This window comes from Tatumella saanichensis, assembly GCF_000439375.1.
In the GTDB taxonomy this organism is placed as follows: domain Bacteria; phylum Pseudomonadota; class Gammaproteobacteria; order Enterobacterales; family Enterobacteriaceae; genus Tatumella; species Tatumella saanichensis.
In genome coordinates this window covers 1-17,875 of record NZ_ATMI01000037.1, presented here as the reverse complement: position 1 = coordinate 17,875, position 17,875 = coordinate 1, and the positions used below count along the sequence as shown (strand labels likewise).

The window sequence follows — 17,875 nt, the reverse complement described above, 5'->3', positions numbered from 1 at the left end:
TTAAGGCCATGCGCGGCTGCGCGCATGGCCCGCAGGTTACTGCTGAGCTTCGCCGCCTAGGGCTTCAACCAGCGCTTCAGTAAAGGCCGCCAACTCACCGGTCATCAGTACAAAATCAGCATCAAAGCGCAATGCCTGATCTTCTCGGTCAATCTCATCATTCTGTTCACGTACGGTTTCACTAAACTTCAGACGTTTCACCGAGCCATCATCACAGATCACACATTGCAGCCGCTCCTGCCAGTCGACCGCCAGTTTGGTGACCCGCTTACCGGCTTCAATATGATGGGCGATCTCGTCGCTGACCAACTCCTGTTTTTTACAGCGGATCACACCGCCTTCTTCCAAGGTCGCTTTCAGTTCTGCTTCATCCATCAGTGCAAACCCCGCCGCGGGGGTTCCGGAACGGACCCATTCGGTCAGGGTCAGCTCGATTGGGGTTTCCAGTGAAAGTGGTACCACCGGCAGGGAGCCGAGACTTTTACGCAGCAATGCTAGTAAATCTTCCGCTTTTTTGGCACTGGCACTGTCGACCATAATCAGCTGATGTTGTGGATCGATCCATAGCCAAGTCTGACTGTAACGGCTAAATGCTCTTGGTAGCAGGGTATGGATCACCTCATCCTTCAGGGAATCTTTTTCGGTTTTTTTCAGCTTACGTTGCTGCTCTTTTTCCAGATGGCTGATTTTGGCTTCCAGGGCCTGTTTGATCACCGGAGCTGGGAGAATTTTTTCTTCTTTGCGGGCGCAAAGTAGGATCTGCCCCTGACTGACGTGTAGCAGTGAGTCGCTGTGATCATTCAGCGGCGATACCCAGCCAGTTTTAGACTGGTCCTGGCTGCCGCAGGGGGTAAAACTGCACGCACTGAGTTGCTTTTCCATATCTTCTGCAGAGAGCGGGATCTCTCTGTTCAGGCGATACACCATCATATTTTTAAACCACAGCATCTGAATTCCTTAGGCGGGCGTGTTCGTACAGGATGGAGATGATACCCAATCATAGGGCGGGTTTCAGCAATCGCGGGCAGAAATCGGACAAGCCGTGATGGCGCAGGGGAGCGCGCGAGGTGCAAAGGGCGGGCAAGTCCGGGGAACAGCCAGGATTGCCCGCATCTGTTACTCGTTATCCATTAACAGCTTATCGTGAGGGGCCTGCTGACGTTGCACTGAGGTCGCACGGAAGTAGAGATAGCCTGCCAGCATGATCACCACAAACAGCAGGGCAATAATGGGGTTAAACCACACCATCGACACTAGGCAGAGTACTGCTAGCACCAAGGCAATACCAGGAACCAGCGGATACCCCGGTGCGCGGAAGCTGCGAGCCATATCTGGTGCGGTGCGACGCAGTTTAAACAGGCTCATCATACTCATGATATACATGACAATCGCGCCGAACACCGCCAAGGTGATCATTGCCGCCGTCAAGGTCATACCCTGAAGATGTACCCAGTTATCGCTGAAGATAGCAATAATACCGATAGCACCACCGGCCAGGGTCGCGCGGTAAGGGGTCTGCTGGCGGGACAGTTTAGCCAGCCCCTGAGGCAGATAACCGGCGCGCGCCAAGGCAAAGAACTGCCGTGAGAAGCCGAGGATGATCCCGTGGAAACTGGCCACCAGCCCGAACAGACCGATCCACACCAGCATATGCATCCATCGTGAATGCTCACCGACAATCATTTTCATGGCCTGTGGCAAGGGATCATTGATATCCGACAGCTTACGCCAGTCGCCAGCACCACCGGCCAGTAGCATCACTCCTATTGCCAGCACCACCAGCGTCAGAATGCCCGAAATGTAGGCGCGGGGAATATTTTTACGTGGATTTTTAGCTTCTTCGGCAGCCATAGCCGCCCCTTCGATTGCTAGAAAAAACCAAATGGCAAACGGAATAGCCGCAAAAATCCCACTGATGGCTGGCAGTCCAAAGCTTTCGCCACCGGCCCAGCCATGGGCGGTAAAGTTTGCCATACTAAAGCCCGGTGCCACGACGCCCATAAACACCAGTAACTCAAATACCGCCAGCAGGGTCACTACCAGCTCAAACATCGCAGCCAGTTTGACCCCAAGGATATTCAAGCCCATAAACAGAATATAGGCACCGACTGCCGCAACTTTTGGATTGAGTGAGGGAAATTGTACGTTTAGATAGGCGCCTATCGCCAAGGCGATAGCGGGCGGGGCAAACACAAATTCAATTAGGGTTGCTAGCCCGGCGATCAGGCCACCGGTTTCACCGTAAGCCCGGCGACTATAGGCAAAGGGGCCGCCTGCATGGGGAATAGCGGTAGTTAACTCTGTGAAACTGAAAATAAAACAGCCGTACATTAACGCAATTAACAGTGTGGTGATTAGGAACCCAAGGGTACCTGCCACGCCCCAACCATAACTCCAGCCAAAATATTCGCCGGAGATGACCAGACCGACCGCAATTCCCCAGAGGGAGAAGGTGCCGAGTGTGGGTTTTAGTGTTGTTGTCATCATCGTATCCCGTCGTGAAATAACCCTTTTACCGAGCCAAGGCCCGGCAAACTACGCTGCCACAGGCATAATGCCGCGCACAGGCTGACAAAAACCTGACCCCGGAAGTCATATTGTTGTCGTCTGAAGTCAACTTTGGTAACAGCAGCGCACAGATTGTCGTCTGCAGTCAGGTTTTGCTGTTGCAGTGTCAGGAAATTTGCGGTCTGCTGAGGGCATTCTGGGGTCAGGACAGCAAAATAACTTTATGTACAGAGGGGCGGGTAATGGAAGTTAAACAGAATGACTCACTGACGGATCACCAGATTTTTGGCTTAGCGCAGCAAGCGCTACTGCGTTACCCGCCTGCACTTCAGGGAGAGTTGTCCCTGATTTGTCGTTCAGAAAACGCCACCTTTTTACTGAAAACGCCCAGCCAGCGTTACGCACTACGTCTGCACCGTGCTGACTACCACCAGAAAGCCGACATCCTTAGCGAGTTAATGTGGCTGGACGCGCTGCGTGACAGCGGTATCGAAGTCCCGCGTGCGATGGCGGACAGTGACGGGGAAACGGTACAAACGGTTGTTTCGGAAGACGGCAGTGTTCGCCATGTGGTGATCTTTGAGTGGATGGCCGGTGAGATGCCGACCTCCGATGTGGATCCGGTGGCGTTTCGTGCCCTCGGAGAAGTGACCGCCCGCCTGCACCAGCATAGCCGCCATTGGCAGCGTCCACAGGGCTTTCAGCGTATCATCTGGGACCATCACACTATGCTCGGTGATAACGGCCACTGGGGACGCTGGCAAGATGCGCCCAAACTGGCGGAGAGTGATCATCCGCTGATCCGACAGGCAATTTCAAAAATTAATCGACGGCTGGCGGAGTATGGTCAGCAACCGGATCGTTACGGTTTGATCCATGCGGATCTGCGGCTGACTAACCTGCTGCACCATCAGGGTGAGACGCGGATTATCGACTTTGATGACTGTGGCTTTGGTTGGTATATGCATGATCTGGCGGCGGCGGTGAGTTTTTGTGAACATCATCCCCGTGCAGCAGAATGGATTGATAACTGGCTAACCGGTTATGAGCGGGTGGCACATATTAACGATGCTGATAGGGCGATTATCCCAGACATGCTGATGCAGCGTCGCCTGCAACTGAGTGCTTGGATGGGGTCCCATGCTAATACCGAAATGGCGCAGAGCGTTGAAGCTAATTGGTCAGCAGACACGGTTCGTTTGAGCCGCCGTTACCTGGAGACCGACCACTGGCCGGTTGGAGCCTGACGCTGCCTGCACCATAATCATGCACTACTGAGGTGCAATCCCCCATGCCCTGCCACAGTGCAGGGCCTAACCTTCTGTTTTCCGAGGTCTGTTCCGCTGGTATAAGAATTGCATAGTGATCATCAATAATGATGTGAGGCATTTCAGGATCGGTATGAACACTCCAACGACACTTTTCACCACTGCCTCTCAGGCTGCTTCTGGGCTGAATGCTGGCAACCGCGGGGTATTAGCTGCTGCGGCCACCGGCCTGAGTGATTTTATTACCCGCCAGGGGGGCGACAGTGATCGTATTTTTGGCCTTAGCGGCGTCGACCCTGAATTGCTCGGCAGCCCGACTCTCAGTCTCGGACTGGTCAATTATTGCCGGGTGCTGGAAGAAGCGGCCCGTCACTCTTCAACCAACAATTTTGGGCTACATTATGGCCGTCAATTTAAGCCCCAATCGCTGGGCCTTATCGGCTATATTGGGCTGTGTTCACCAACCTTGGAAGCCGCATTGCATAACGTGGTGCAGGCCTTTCCCTGCCATCAGCATGACACGCTGACGCGGATGGTGGATAAGGGGGATTACTGGCGTTTGGATTATCAGGTACGACATGGCGCTATTCTCTCCAGACGTCAAGATGCGGAACTAACACTCGGTATGTTTATGAACCTGATCCGTCATTGCGCCGGTGCACACTGGGCTCCCCGAGAAGTTCACTTTGAACATGCGCGCCCAGAAAACTGGCACGAGCACTGTAAAGTGTTTGATGCGCCAGTCTATTTCGATCAGCCATTTAACTCTCTTATCATCAACAAACGCGAAGTGCAACGCAGCATGCCGGATAATGACCCTATGCTGTTGATGGTAGTGAAAGATGCCCTCCAGCGCCTCAATACCAGCCGTGAAAGTCAGGGGTTAATCGGCAAAGTTCGTGCCTGTATTCACCTGTTACTCAGTAATGGCGAGCCATCTCTGGAACAGGTGGCCGAGAATATGGGATTGTCAGAATGGACATTACAGCGTCGCCTGCGTGAACATAATTTCAGTTATTCATTACTGTTGGACAAGGTTCGCAGTGAACTGGCCAGCCACTATCTGCAACAGAAATCCCTGTCCGTCTCGGAGATGGCTATGTTGCTCGGATATTCTGAGGTCAGTGCCTTCTCCCGTGCTTGCCGACGCTGGTTCGGGATCAGTCCCCGCCAGTGGCGGCGTCAGGAGAATCAATCAGCCTGACCGCCGCAGTGGGGTTATCGGGCGGTCTGCTTGTCCGACAAACTGTTCGCTTATTCCGGCGGCAGTTCCAGTTTACTGTAGCCCAGGCCATTATTTTTCAGTACGCGGATCTGTACCGGAATACGCTCCTTCATCGCCTGAACGTGGCTGATAACGCCAATAGTCTTACCGCTGGCATTGAGGTTATCCAGCGCATCCAAGGCCACATCGAGCGTCTCTGCATCCAGGGTGCCGAAACCTTCATCAAGAAATAGCGACTCAATACGGTTTTTATCACTGACCAGATCGGATAAGGCCAGTGCCAGTGCCAAACTGACCAGGAAGCTCTCGCCGCCAGACAGGGTACGGGTATCGCGGAGGTTATCCGCCTGCCATAGGTCAACCACTGCCAGCTCAAGGGTTTCACCTGATTGACGTTTCAACAGATAGCGGCCATGCAGCCGTGTCAGTTGTTGATTCGCCAGAAAGACTAAGTGATCTAGGGTTAACCCCTGGGCAAAGCGACGGAAACGATCACCACTGGCGGAGCCGATCAACTGGTTTAATTGATCCCAGTCGGCCAGTTCTCGCTGACAGCTGTCGATCTCGGCGATCAGTTTTTGTTGTTCGACCCGATAGCGATCATCGGCCTGTAATTGCTGGCGTAATTCCCCCTGCATAGACAGATTGTCTTTCAGTTTTTGGCGTTGGCTCACCAGTCGTCCGCTTAACTGTTGGCGATCTTCCGGCAAGTCTGCTGGTACCTGTTGCTGATGCTGCTCTAATTGCCGACTGGCCTGGGTCAGCAGTGCCTCACTCTGCTGCAGCGCCTGTGACAGTTGGTGGATGTGCTGACGTAGTGCTTCGGCCTGGTCGGTGTCCAATAAGGCGGCTTGGAAATCCTGAAGGCTATCAAACCCCTGTTGTTGTAACGCCGTATTGAACCGCACTTCGCTGTCGACGAGTTGTGCCGCCAGTTGCTCAAGCTGCTGTACCAATAATTGGTACTGTCCCTGTCGGCTGCTTAGCTCTGCTTGGTGTTGTTGCAGCTTTACGGTGAGCTGTTGTAACTGCTGTTCCTGCTCAGTCAGCTGGCGGCTCATCTCACGGCGTGCATCGGTCACCAGCCGTTCGCCGAACAGTGTCTTTCGTTGCTGACGCAGGGCGTTAAGTTGGTTATTTAACTTACTCAGGTGCTCGGTCGCTTGGGTTAACTCTTTGTGATACTGCTCACCGTCACGCTGTAACTGCTCCAATAGAGTATTCAGTCGCGCCAGTTCCGGTTCACTGTCGTGCAGGTGTTGCTGATTTTTCTGCCAAGCCTGCCAGAGGGCGAGTTGCTCGTTAAACCACTCGCTAGCCTGTTGCGGATCTTGTGGCAACTGTAAGCCATGTTGGGCAACAGCCTGCTGCAGAGCGCTTAACAGCTGATCGGCTTGAGCGGTCGCCGTGCGCAGGCTATCAGCGGTGTCATCACACAGTTGTTGCTGGCTGGTCAATTGCTGGCGTAACAGCGCTATCTCTTGCTGATGTTGCTGGCTCTGCTGCTGGCAGTACTGTAACTGCTCTCTGGCATTGCGGCTGGCACTGGTGGCCTGTTCACGGTCCAGTAGCTGCTGCTGTAAGGCCTGTTCCTGCTGTTCCGCATGATTAAGATAGTGCTGCACGGCTTGGTTGTCGCTGAGCTCTGCACTGAACGTCAACGTTTGGCACAGCGCTTGCCACTGCTGTTGCAGAATATCCCGTTCCTCACTAGCCCGGCGGATCTCCTCTAGCATCTGGCGGTGCTGCTGCTCGGCCTGGGTCAGTTGTTCTTTACGGCGCCCCCCTTCTTCCTGCAGGGCGGTGACTTTCTTTTCTTGAGCCTGCTTACGCTGTTGGTTTTCATCCACCTGCAATTGCTGATACTGCTCTACCGCCGGATGCTCACAGGAGCCACACAGCGGGCAGGCTGCCCCGGCCTCTAGCTGTTCCCGCAACGCCGACAGATCGGTGATGCGAGATTCCAACGCACAGAGAGTGGTCAGTGCCTGCAGTTGCTGTTTTTCGGTTACAAACTGCTGACGAAACTGCTCCAACGCCTGCTGTTCAGTACTGATTTTCTGCAGCAAAGCATCTGCCTGCGGTTGCAGTTGGGCCAACTGGCGAAGTAGGGGGTCGGCCTTGGAGGAGAGCAGCATTAGCTGGCGGCGGGCAGTGGACTGCGCCCGTGACTGCTCTAGGGTGTGACGCAAATCAGCACTGGCGGCACGGCTCTCCAGTTGCTGCAAGGCTTGGGTGAGTCGTTTCACTTCGTGGGCGGCCTGACGTTCGGCTTGCTCCAGCGGTGGGGATTGCTGTTCACTGGCGTGCAGAGTCTGTTGCTGCTGATGGAACTGCTGTTGCTGGCCAGTCAGCCGCTCCGCCAGTTGTTTCCTCAGGGTAAACTGTTGCTGCCAATGACCGAATTTCTCCTGCCATAACGTCAGGGCAGGGCCATGCTCTGCCAGAGTCGGGTGCTGTTGCTGCCAGTCCAGCCACTGTTGTCGCTGGCGGCTAAGCTGTTGTTGCTGTTGCTCTGCCTGCTGTAACTGCTGTCGACAAGCCTGCCACTGTTGTTGTAAGCGCTGCTGTTGCTGGTGGCTGGTCTCGAGTTGCTGTTGCTGGTAGTTAATCTGTCCATCAAGGGGGATCACCTGCTCATTGAGCATGCCCTCTTGGTCACGCTGCTGCTGTTGCCGCTGCCGATAGTCCTGTTCTGCCCGCTGCCAGTGTTGCAGGCTTTCGACGTGTCGGGCTTCAGCTCGCTGCTGAGCGCTGGCGGCATCGGCCTGCTGTTGCAATAGCCTCTGTTGTTGTTGCTGGGCTTGGGTCAGTTGTTGCCACTGTGGGCGGATTTTCTCTGCCGGTTCACTGTCACTCAGACGCTGACGCTGTGGCTCGGCTTGCTGCCAAGCGTCCTGATGTTGACGCAAGGAATTACTGCATTCCTGCTGCTGCTGTCGTAGCCTATCCTGTTGCTGGCACCAATGCAGGGCTTGTTCGTCACGGCTAATCGCCGTTTGAAGGGCCGTTTCTGCACCAACCAAATGTTGTTGCTGGTCACTGATCCGCTGGCGCTCACCCTCATCCAGTATTACTACGCCTGACAGACCAGCGCGCAGCGTGTCCAGTTGCTGGCGGCGCTGCTTATGATTTTCAAACACGGCCCGTGAGATCTGGCCGTAGATTTCAGTACCGGTCAGTTCCTCCAGCAGTTCAGCCCGCTCTCCGGGAGCGGCGTTGAGAAAGGCCGCAAACTGCCCCTGAGATAACATCATGGAGCGGGTAAAACGCTGGAAATTCAGTCCGGATAACTGTTCGGTGAGTCGCAGTTTGTCTTGGATTTTATCGGCAACAATCACATTATCCGTACAGCGGGCCAGCTCCACCCGTGGCGGCTGTAACTTACCGTCTTGCTGACCACGAGCCCGACTCTGGCTCCAAAATGCCCGCCAGGCTTCACCGCGAATTTCAAACTCGACTTCCGCCAAACATTCGCCGCTGCCACGGCTCATGAGCGCATTTTGGGTCTGGTTGATATGGCTGAGACGGGGTGTTTGGTGATAAAGCGCTAAACAGATTGCATCCAGTAAGGTGGTTTTACCGGCACCGGTATCGCCGGTGATGGCAAACAGGCCGTTACCGGCAAACGGCTGGCGACGGAAATCAATAAACCACTCACCGCGTAGGGCGTTGAGGTTTTTAAAGCGTAGGGTCAATATTTTCATGGGGTAGTGTCATCCACCAGCTGAACTTGCTCCAAGGTCTGCTTGAACAGTGTCATCAGTCGTTGTTGCTCGGGTTCAGTCAAGTTCTCTTCCTGTGCTAGGCGGCGCTGGAACACTTCTTCACTGCTCAGTTCATTAAGGGTTTCATTCGTCTGACGATGCAGACCCGCGGAAGAGGGGGCACGGCTGCGGCGCAGTAACAATACCTCGGCAGGCCAGCCTTCGAGTAACGCTTCTACCCGAGTCTGCAGGTCACTGAGGTATTCCTGATGGGCGATCTCAATATCTAGCCATACTGGGTGCGCAGCATCTCGGGGTACGGCGGTGGGAAGTTGGGCGGCAATCTCTTCCAACGAGCCTTTTAGGGTTTTTAGTGGCTGGAAGCAGGGCACGGTGATCTGGCTTACCGTCAGCGGACGATCCTCGCCACAGTCGATCAGGCAAATACTTTTGTCACCGCCGGTCTCGTCAAAGCTGAGGGGGATCGGCGAACCGCTATAGCGGATATTCGGGTCTCCCGCGACCTGTTGCGGACGATGGATATGGCCGAGGGCAATATAGTCAGCCGGCGGAAAAGCCATCGCCGGAAAAGCATCCAGGGTACCGATATAGATATCCCGCACCGAATCACTTTTACTGACCCCAAGGGCGGTCAGATGGCCGGTGGCGATGATCGGTAACTGTGGGCGATCCATGGACTCTCGCAGTGCCAAGGCCGCCTGATAGCAGCGTTGGTAATGGTCAGTGATCGCCTGTAATAGATTTTGCTGCTTCTGCTGGCTGTCGAGACCCGCTTGACTGAACTGAATATCTCGAGGGCGCAGATAGGGAATGGCACAGACAATTGCCGCCGGTTGCTGTTGGGCGTCGTTTAACAGCAGGATTTGGTCATCCACCTGCGGGCTGGCACTGGCGATCACCCGGGTATTCAGGCAGGCAAGCAGCTCCCGAGATTCATTCAGCATGGAGACCGAATCATGGTTGCCGGCCAAGACCACCAGTTGGCAACGGGTGTGTTGCAGGGCCACCACAAAGCGGTTATACATTTCACGGGCATAACTGGGCGGAGAGCCGGTATCAAAAATATCCCCTGCGATAATCAGCGCATCCACCTGATGCGCGGTGATCTGTGCCAGCAGCCAGTCAAGAAAGGCCTGATGCTCACGCGCACGGCTCCGGGTGTAGAAGAACTGACCAAGATGCCAGTCCGAAGTATGGATAATTTTCATAGTGCTCCCGCGATTGCCATAGCGGGCAGTATACCTGCTGTGACGGCCGCGATAAAAAGGTCCTGTTAACAATGTCAGGATTTACGGTAATCTGCCTGACAGTTATTCATAAATCTGTCATAAAACTGTCTCACAATGGCGCCTGATTTGGAAAATTCCAAACCTGTCCGCTGGAGAAACAATGGCTAAACGTATTCTGGTTGTCGAAGATGAAGCCCCGATTCGGGAAATGCTCTGTTTAGTGCTGGAGCAGCATGGCTACCACCCGGTAGAAGCCGAGGATTATGACGGCGCGGTCCAACAACTGATCGAACCTTGGCCCGATTTGATTTTACTCGACTGGATGTTACCGGGTGGCAGCGGCCTGCAACTCATTAAGCTGCTAAAAAAAGAAGCCATGACCCGTGAGATCCCAGTCGTGATGCTAACCGCCCGCGGCGAAGAAGAAGACCGTGTCCGAGGGCTAGATGCCGGTGCCGATGACTATATTACCAAACCTTTCTCCCCCCGTGAGTTAATAGCGCGGGTTAAAGCGATTATTCGCCGCATTTCACCCACCGCCGAAGATGAACTGATCGATATCCGTGGCCTGACCCTCGACCCAGTATCGCACCGGGTCATGGCCGGTGAGATGCCGCTGGAAATGGGGCCGACTGAATATAAGCTGCTGCATTTTTTTATGACTCATCCGGAGCGGGTATATAGCCGCGAGCAACTGCTTAACCATGTCTGGGGCACCAATGTCTACGTTGAAGATCGCACGGTAGATGTGCATATCCGGCGGTTACGCAAAGCACTGGAAGGCGGGGGCTATGATCCGATGATCCAGACGGTACGCGGTACTGGCTATCGCTTTTCTGCCCGTTACTGACAGGAGGTTAGCCCAGTGCTGGAAAAACTCTCATGGCGTAGTTTACTGACGGAGCTGTTGCTGGTGTGTGTGCTGGGTGGGATCGTCGGTTTACTGACTGGTTATCCGGGCTGGTGTCTGTTTGCTGCGACACTGCTGTTACTGTTTCGCCACTTTATTCAGTTAATGCGCTTGTCACACTGGTTATGGGTCGATAAAACCCTGACTCCACCGGTGGCAAAAGGCAGTTGGGAACCGCTATTTCACGGGCTTTATTTAATGCAGGCCCGTAACCGCCGTCGCCGCGGCGAGTTACGTCATCTGATCAAACGTTTTCGCAGCGGTGCCGAGTCGCTGCCGGATGCGCTGGTACTGACCACCGAAGAGGGTAATATTTTTTGGTGTAACGGGCTGGCACAACAGTATCTAGGACTACGCTGGCCAGAAGATAATGGTCAGAATATCCTCAACCTGCTGCGTTATCCGGAGTTCAGTCGTTATTTGCAACTGGCCGACTTTTCCCGTCCGCTTACTCAGTTATTGAACAATGGACAGTGGATGGAGTTTCGTATTATGCCCTACAGCGAAGGGCAGTGGTTGATCAGTGCCCGCGATATGACCCAAATGCGTCAGCTGGAAAATATGCGCCGCCACTTTTTCGCCAATGTCAGCCATGAATTACGCACGCCTTTAACGGTGATCCAGGGCTATCTTGAGATGATGGAAGAGGATGCTCTCAGTGCGCCGCTGCGGCAGAAGGCGGTTTCCACCATGCAGGAACAGTCGCGGCGTATGGAAGGATTGATCCGTCAGTTGATGACCCTAACCCGTATTGAGGCGGCACCGGTCACTACCTTGAAAGAGCGGGTCGATGTCCCCGCGATGCTGTCTATGTTGCAGCAAGAGTGTGACAGCTTGAAAAAATCCGGCCAACAGGTGCATTTCACCGTTGAACCGCAATTGCAGGTATTTGGCAACGGTGAGCTGTTGCACAGCGCGATATCGAATCTGATCTACAATGCAATAAACCACACGCCTGAACAAACTCGGATTGAGGTGCATTGGCACTCCACGGCTGAGGGGGCATTGTTTTCGGTGACTGATAATGGGCCGGGCATCGCTGCGGAGCATATTCCCCATCTGACGGAACGTTTTTACCGAGTCGATAAAGCCCGCTCCCGACAGACCGGCGGTAGTGGATTGGGGTTGGCGATAGTTAAACATGCGCTGAATCCGCATGGCACTAAGTTAGTGATCACCAGTGTACCTGGAGCGACCTGCTTTAGGTTTGTGTTGCCTTGGCGTTTGGTTAAGCCACAAGTTGAGTCGGAAACCACCGAGTTAGCCCCCTCTATTCCTCACGGTGAGTAATGAATAAATCTCAATGAAGTTGAAATTTATTCATTTGAACAGGAATTTTTCTCATGTCATTCTGGATGAATAATTTAGCCGTCCAGATGGCTTAATAATTCACATTTCCGGACACCGGAACGCGGAGGACCCTTATGCAAAGAGAACAACCCCCCTTTCGTGCAGATATCGTCGGCAGTTTTCTGCGCCCTGACGCGATTAAACAGGCGCGTATTGAATTTGCTAATGGAACACTGGATGCCGAAGGGCTGAGAGCGGTTGAAGATGCAGCGATCCTTGATGTGGTGGAGAAACAGCGTCAGGCCGGGTTACAGGTAGTCACCGATGGGGAATTTCGCCGTGCGTGGTGGCACTTCGATTTCTTTGACGGGCTGGATGGGGTAGAGCCTTTCGAGTCCGAGCAGGGGATCCAATTCAACGGGGTCCAAACCAAAGCCCGTGGTGTCCGTGTTACCGGTAAGCTCGGCTTCAGTGATCATCCGATGCTACAGGATTTCCGCTATCTACAAAGTATCGCCGGTGATACTACCGCCAAGATGACCATTCCTAGCCCAAGTGTGCTGCACTTCCGTGGTGGTCGTAAATATATCGATGAAACGGTGTACCCAGACTTGGCGGACTATTTTGAGGATCTGGCAACTACTTGGCGTGATGCAATCAATGCCTTTTATCAGGCTGGCTGCCGTTATCTGCAACTGGATGATACTGTTTGGGCGTATCTCTGTTCTGAAGACCAGAAAGCCCAAGTACGTGCCCGTGGCGATGATCCTCAGCAACTGGCCGAGACTTATGCTGAGGTCCTTAATAAGGCGCTGATGGGTAAACCTTCTGATCTGACCGTTAGCCTGCATGTTTGCCGTGGTAACTTCCGTTCAACGTGGATTTCTGAGGGCGGTTACGAACCTGTGGCTGAGATCCTCTTCGGCCAAGTCAATGTCGATGCCTTCTTCCTTGAGTATGACAATGAACGTTCCGGAGGCTTTGAGCCGCTACGCTTTATCCGTCCGGGGCATCAGCAGGCAGTTCTAGGACTCATTACCACCAAAAACGGCAGCTTAGAAGCGCCTGCACAGGTGAAAGCGCGCATTCAAGAAGCGACGCAATACATCAGCTTGGACCAGATCTGTCTCAGCCCACAGTGCGGGTTTGCCTCAACCGAGGAGGGCAACAGCCTGACCGAAGAAGAGCAGTGGCAGAAAGTCCGCAGTGTGGTGACGATTGCCAACGAGGTGTGGTAAATCATCTTCTGAAATGAAAAAGCGCGTGTTACGCGCTTTTTTTACACTTATCTCATAGGAAAAACTTATTTCAAAAACCGTGTTAGTGTAAATTTTCTACTTATCATCTTCCTCTCTTGCGGAATAAGCCCGTCATATTCGCTGCTTTTGTTTTTTTATCCGGAATTTACTTCTGCTTTGGGGATTCCTTATTGCCTTTTTTTGCTATAAAAGTTTTACTTATGGCCGTTATCGCAGTACTCCTCGGTGAAAAAAAATTATTCCTAATTTCACGGTTATCTCGGCCTAGCTGCCCAGATATCAGGAACATTTGTTCCCACTTGGAGAATAACCAAACTCAACTTCCTGATCCTGTCAGCACATGATGTGCAGAGTAATTTATGACTAAACGATTAACATCTAAAGATATTCTGGCACTGGGCTTTATGACCTTTGCCTTGTTTGTCGGCGCGGGAAATATCATTTTCCCCCCTATGGTCGGTGTCGAAGCCGGTGAGCATGTCTGGACAGCAGCTCTTGGCTTTCTTATCACCGCGGTCGGACTACCGGTGCTGACGGTCATTGCGTTGGCCCGTGTCGGGGGCGGTATTGATGCCCTTAGTTCACCGATTGGTAAAGTGGCAGGGCTGGTGCTGGCAACGGTCTGCTACTTGGCTGTCGGTCCGCTGTTTGCCACCCCGCGTACGGCAACGGTCTCGTTTGAAGTTGGGATTGCCCCGCTGACCGGTGATGGCGAGATGCCTCTACTGATTTACAGCTTGATCTACTTTGCATTGGTGATCCTGATTTCACTGTATCCAGGTAAACTGCTGGATACAGTCGGCCATTTCCTGGCACCGCTGAAAATTATCGCTCTGGCGGTACTGGGCGTGGCGGCGATCCTCTGGCCGGCAGGGGGAGAGCTACCAGCCGTTGAAGCTTACCAAACGGCGGCTCTGTCCAACGGTTTTGTGAACGGTTATTTGACCATGGATACCCTAGGTGCACTGGTGTTTGGTATTGTTATCGTCAATGCTGCCCGCTCTCGGGGTGTGGAAGATGCCGGTCTGCTGACCCGCTACACGATGCTGGCTGGGGTAATTGCCGGTATCGGTCTGACACTGGTCTATCTATGCCTGTTCCGTCTCGGGTCTGGCAGTGGTCATTTGGTCGCAGCTGGGGCTAACGGTGCCGCTATCCTGCATGCTTACGTCCAGCACACTTTCGGTGATATGGGCAGCTTCTTCCTCGGCGCGCTGATTTTTGTTGCCTGCATGGTAACGGCTGTTGGACTGACCTGTGCCTGTGCGGAGTTTTTTGCACAGCTGCTGCCACTTTCTTATCGTGCGCTGGTCTTTATCCTGGGTGGTTTCTCAATGCTGGTGTCTAACTTGGGCTTAAGCCAGTTGATCCAGTTATCGATTCCGGTGCTGACCGCGATTTATCCGCCGTGTATCGCCCTGGTGATCCTCAGCTTTACCGGTCGCTGGTGGAACAGCAGCAGCCGTATTATTGCGCCGGCCATGCTAGTCAGCCTGGTCTTCGGTATCGTAGACGCCCTTAAAGGGACCGGCTTTAAAGCGATGTTACCGGCTTTCTGCCAGAATCTGCCACTGGCCAGTCAGGGGCTGTCATGGCTACCACCGACTGTGGTGGTGGTACTGGTCTGTGCCCTGTTTGACCGCCTGAAAGGGCAGCAGCAGGCAGAAGTCCGTCAGTAACAGCGTCGGCTATTCAGTTAACCACGGGCTTGCCCGTGGTTTTTCTTTTTTATAGGTATGGGGAGTTATGCAAAAAACAAGCAAGCTGAGCCGGGGGCTAAGCACCAGACATATTCGATTTATGGCACTTGGGTCAGCGATTGGTACCGGGCTTTTCTACGGTTCCGCCGATGCGATCCAGATGGCAGGGCCAAGTGTGTTATTGGCATACATTATAGGTGGTGCCGTTGCCTATATTATTATGCGGGCACTGGGTGAAATGTCGGTGAACAACCCGAATGCGGGGTCCTTTTCCCGCTACGCCAGGGACTATCTCGGTCCGATGGCCGGTTACATTACCGGTTGGACCTATTGCTTTGAGATCCTGATTGTTGCTATTGCCGATGTGACAGCATTCGGTGTCTATATGGGGGTCTGGTTCCCGGAGGTTCCGCACTGGATTTGGGTATTAAGTGTGGTGTTGATCATCGGTGCCATCAATATGATGAGCGTTAAGGTGTTCGGCGAGCTTGAGTTTTGGTTCTCCTTCTTCAAAGTCGCCACCATCGTCCTGATGATCCTAGCTGGTCTCGGCATGATTATCTGGGGGATTGGCAATGGCGGCCAGCCAACCGGTATCAGTAATCTGTGGAGCCATGGCGGTTTCTTTGCCCACGGGATTACCGGAATGCTGCTTTCGCTGCAGATGGTGATGTTTGCTTATGGCGGTATTGAGATTATCGGTATCACTGCCGGTGAAGCCGATAAGCCGGAACATACCATCCCTAAGGCAATCAACTCAGTGCCTTGGCGGATCTTGGTGTTTTATGTCGGGACCTTGTTTGTGATTATGGCGATCTACCCTTGGGACCAGGTCGGTACTCATGGCAGCCCGTTTGTTCTCACTTTCCAGCATCTGGGCGTAGCGGCAGCGGCGGCAGTGTTGAACTTTGTGGTGATCACTGCATCTCTGTCGGCGATCAACAGCGATATTTTTGGTGTTGGTCGCATGCTACACGGTATGGCAGAGCAGGGTGATGCCCCTAAAGCCTTTGCCAGAGTGTCGCGTCAGGGAACGCCTTGGCTAACGGTAGTGGTGATGATGGTGGCCCTGTTGATTGCGGTCCTGCTTAACTATCTGATGCCGGAAAAAGTGTTCCTAGTGATTGCCTCGCTGGCGACCTTCGCCACGGTCTGGGTCTGGATCATGATCCTGCTGGCCCAAATTGGTTTCCGCCGTAAAATCGGTCCGCAGGCAGCCCGTGATCTGAAATTTCCGTTACCGGGTGGCCCACTGATGTCTGGGATTGGGATCCTGTTCTTGGTGTTTATTATTGCACTGATTGGCTACTTCCCGGATACCCGACTCTCTTTATATGCTGGAGCAGTATGGGTAGTGCTGCTATTGGCTGGTTACTGGTTGCTCAGCAAACGGCGCACCAGCACGGCACGGTAAGATCTCGATAAAACCTCTCACAGGGACCGGCGAATACCGGTCCCTGTTTACGTTCAAGGCATGGAAGGGGGGCGGGTAGCGCCCCTCAAGTTTTCTGTCATGGCTCGCATATCGGTACCGGTCGGGTTCTGGAACACCCGCAGGCCGAAATGGGGCAGGGCAGCGTAGATATAATCAAAAATATCACACTGGATCTGTTCGTATTCGCCCCACACCGTGGTGTTGGTAAACGCATAGACCTCAATGGGGAGACCGTTATCCGTCGGACTTAATTGCCGGACCATCAGTAACATATCTTGGCGGATCTGCGGATGGTGGCGTAACCAGTTTTCCAGCCATACCCGGAAGGTACCGACATTGGTCAGGGCACGGTTATTCAGTGGCGACTGGTGGCTGGCGGCATGTTGTGTATTCCAGTCGGCAACTTCTTTACGTTTCTGCTCCATATAAGGCACCAGCAGACGGGCTTGGCTTAGGGCCTGCGACTCTTCATCTGACAGGAAGTGGATACAACTGGCATCGATGGTAATGCTGCGTTTAATCCGCCGACCGCCGGACTCCGACATCCCCCGCCAGTTTTTGAACGAATCGGAAATCAGGGCATAAGCGGGAATGGTGACGATGGTGTTATCCCAGTTCTGCACTTTAACGGTGGTGAGGTTAATATCAATGACCGCACCATCGGCACCGTACTTCGGCATATCCAACCAGTCATTCAGTTTCAGCATATCGTTGGCGGCCAGTTGAATACCGGCGACTAGACCGAGGATTGGGTCCTTAAACACCAGCATCAGGACCGCAGTCATGGCGCCTAATCCGGTCAGTAACACCCCTGGTGATTTGCCCAACAGCACCGAAATCATCAGAATACATACTAGGATCGCCGCCACCAGTTTAATACTCTGCAGAATACCGCGCAGCGGTAATTGACGCGCGAGCGTACTGCGAACAGTCAGGTACTGCACCACATCCAGCAGTGAAAAACCGATCAGCAGTGAGAACATAATCATCCACAGCTGAACCGCCGTCATCAGCGCATAGAATACCGGGGTATTATTTTCCAGCAACGCCTGCAGCAGGATCTGGAACAAGATCCCCTGTAACAACCAGGTGGTGCGGTTAAAAAGTTTATGGCGCAGCAGGGCTTTCGACCACTGAGTAGCATTTTTCTCCGCTCGGCGTTTAAATAAGGCCAGTACACACTTATGCACAAGCAGGTGGATCAGCAGTGAAATCAGAACGATCACCGCCAGCACCGCCACCACTGACAGTGCATGACTAAAGCGTGTCATGCCCATTGCCTGTAGCCATTCTATGATTTGTTGTTGCATAACGCTCCCTGTA

12 protein-coding genes are annotated in these 17,875 nt (G+C 53.5%); 7 read left to right on the top strand and 5 right to left on the bottom strand.

Annotation, left to right across the window (positions count from 1 at the left end; genetic code table 11):
• Nucleotides 1-36: 36 nt before the first annotated feature.
• The gene (gene rdgC, locus DW47_RS0110555; protein ID WP_029686397.1) at nucleotides 37-948 is read right to left on the bottom strand and encodes a recombination-associated protein RdgC; all 912 of its coding nucleotides are present in this window, start codon (nucleotides 946-948) and stop codon (nucleotides 37-39) included.
• A gap of 168 nt (nucleotides 949-1,116) precedes the next feature.
• Nucleotides 1,117-2,484 carry an ethanolamine permease gene (gene eat, locus DW47_RS0110550; protein ID WP_029686396.1) on the bottom strand — a complete coding sequence of 456 codons (1,368 nt, stop codon included), beginning with the start codon at nucleotides 2,482-2,484 and terminating at the stop codon, nucleotides 1,117-1,119.
• 266 nt (nucleotides 2,485-2,750) lie between these two features.
• Between eat and DW47_RS0110545 the strand changes: the two genes are divergently transcribed.
• The gene (locus DW47_RS0110545) at nucleotides 2,751-3,755 is read left to right on the top strand and encodes a phosphotransferase enzyme family protein (protein ID WP_029686395.1); all 1,005 of its coding nucleotides are present in this window, start codon (nucleotides 2,751-2,753) and stop codon (nucleotides 3,753-3,755) included.
• A 154-nt stretch (nucleotides 3,756-3,909) separates the two neighbouring features.
• A complete protein-coding gene (gene qhpR / locus DW47_RS0110540) occupies nucleotides 3,910-4,980 on the top strand; it encodes an AraC-like transcriptional regulator QhpR (protein ID WP_029686394.1) in 1,071 nt (356 codons plus the stop codon).
• 50 nt (nucleotides 4,981-5,030) lie between these two features.
• On the opposite strand, the gene DW47_RS0110535 is transcribed toward qhpR, so the two are convergent.
• Nucleotides 5,031-8,708 carry an AAA family ATPase gene (locus DW47_RS0110535; protein ID WP_029686393.1) on the bottom strand — a complete coding sequence of 1,226 codons (3,678 nt, stop codon included), beginning with the start codon at nucleotides 8,706-8,708 and terminating at the stop codon, nucleotides 5,031-5,033.
• Nucleotides 8,705-9,937 carry an exonuclease subunit SbcD gene (gene sbcD, locus DW47_RS0110530; RefSeq protein WP_029686392.1) on the bottom strand — a complete coding sequence of 411 codons (1,233 nt, stop codon included), beginning with the start codon at nucleotides 9,935-9,937 and terminating at the stop codon, nucleotides 8,705-8,707. Before sbcD ends, DW47_RS0110535 begins: the two co-directional genes overlap by 4 nt.
• Before the next feature lie 181 nt (nucleotides 9,938-10,118).
• Here sbcD and phoB point away from each other — a divergent pair, with 181 nt between their 5' ends.
• The 5 genes from phoB to proY all read left to right on the top strand — a co-directional run bounded on the left by phoB (nucleotide 10,119) and on the right by proY (nucleotide 16,531).
• Nucleotides 10,119-10,808 (top strand): phosphate regulon transcriptional regulator PhoB, encoded by a 690-nt coding sequence (gene phoB, locus DW47_RS0110525; RefSeq protein WP_029686391.1) that lies wholly within the window; start codon nucleotides 10,119-10,121, stop codon nucleotides 10,806-10,808.
• A gap of 15 nt (nucleotides 10,809-10,823) precedes the next feature.
• Nucleotides 10,824-12,158, top strand: coding sequence for a phosphate regulon sensor histidine kinase PhoR (gene phoR, locus DW47_RS0110520; RefSeq protein ID WP_038027529.1), 1,335 nt, complete (start codon nucleotides 10,824-10,826; stop codon nucleotides 12,156-12,158).
• A 134-nt stretch (nucleotides 12,159-12,292) separates the two neighbouring features.
• Complete coding sequence (locus DW47_RS0110515) at nucleotides 12,293-13,396, top strand: cobalamin-independent methionine synthase II family protein (RefSeq protein ID WP_029686389.1); 1,104 nt, start codon at nucleotides 12,293-12,295, stop codon at nucleotides 13,394-13,396.
• 380 nt (nucleotides 13,397-13,776) lie between these two features.
• Complete coding sequence (gene brnQ, locus DW47_RS0110505) at nucleotides 13,777-15,096, top strand: branched-chain amino acid transport system II carrier protein (protein WP_029686388.1); 1,320 nt, start codon at nucleotides 13,777-13,779, stop codon at nucleotides 15,094-15,096.
• A 67-nt stretch (nucleotides 15,097-15,163) separates the two neighbouring features.
• Nucleotides 15,164-16,531, top strand: a complete 1,368-nt coding sequence (gene proY, locus DW47_RS0110500; protein ID WP_029686387.1) for a proline-specific permease ProY — start codon at nucleotides 15,164-15,166, stop codon at nucleotides 16,529-16,531.
• A 53-nt stretch (nucleotides 16,532-16,584) separates the two neighbouring features.
• On the opposite strand, the gene DW47_RS0110495 is transcribed toward proY, so the two are convergent.
• On the bottom strand, nucleotides 16,585-17,862 hold the full coding sequence (locus tag DW47_RS0110495; RefSeq protein ID WP_029686386.1) for a mechanosensitive ion channel family protein: 1,278 nt from the start codon (nucleotides 17,860-17,862) through the stop codon (nucleotides 16,585-16,587).
• Nucleotides 17,863-17,875: the final 13 nt, after the last annotated feature.

Coding starts and splice junctions, on each gene's coding strand:
- DW47_RS0110515 (WP_029686389.1), top strand. CDS start 12,293: ATGCAAAGAGAACAACCCCCCTTTCGTGCAGATATCGTCGGCAGTTTT.
- rdgC (WP_029686397.1), bottom strand. CDS start 948: ATGCTGTGGTTTAAAAATATGATGGTGTATCGCCTGAACAGAGAGATC.
- brnQ (WP_029686388.1), top strand. CDS start 13,777: ATGACTAAACGATTAACATCTAAAGATATTCTGGCACTGGGCTTTATG.
- DW47_RS0110535 (WP_029686393.1), bottom strand. CDS start 8,708: ATGAAAATATTGACCCTACGCTTTAAAAACCTCAACGCCCTACGCGGT.
- DW47_RS0110495 (WP_029686386.1), bottom strand. CDS start 17,862: ATGCAACAACAAATCATAGAATGGCTACAGGCAATGGGCATGACACGC.
- qhpR (WP_029686394.1), top strand. CDS start 3,910: ATGAACACTCCAACGACACTTTTCACCACTGCCTCTCAGGCTGCTTCT.
- phoB (WP_029686391.1), top strand. CDS start 10,119: ATGGCTAAACGTATTCTGGTTGTCGAAGATGAAGCCCCGATTCGGGAA.
- proY (WP_029686387.1), top strand. CDS start 15,164: ATGCAAAAAACAAGCAAGCTGAGCCGGGGGCTAAGCACCAGACATATT.
- sbcD (WP_029686392.1), bottom strand. CDS start 9,937: ATGAAAATTATCCATACTTCGGACTGGCATCTTGGTCAGTTCTTCTAC.
- DW47_RS0110545 (WP_029686395.1), top strand. CDS start 2,751: ATGGAAGTTAAACAGAATGACTCACTGACGGATCACCAGATTTTTGGC.
- eat (WP_029686396.1), bottom strand. CDS start 2,484: ATGACAACAACACTAAAACCCACACTCGGCACCTTCTCCCTCTGGGGA.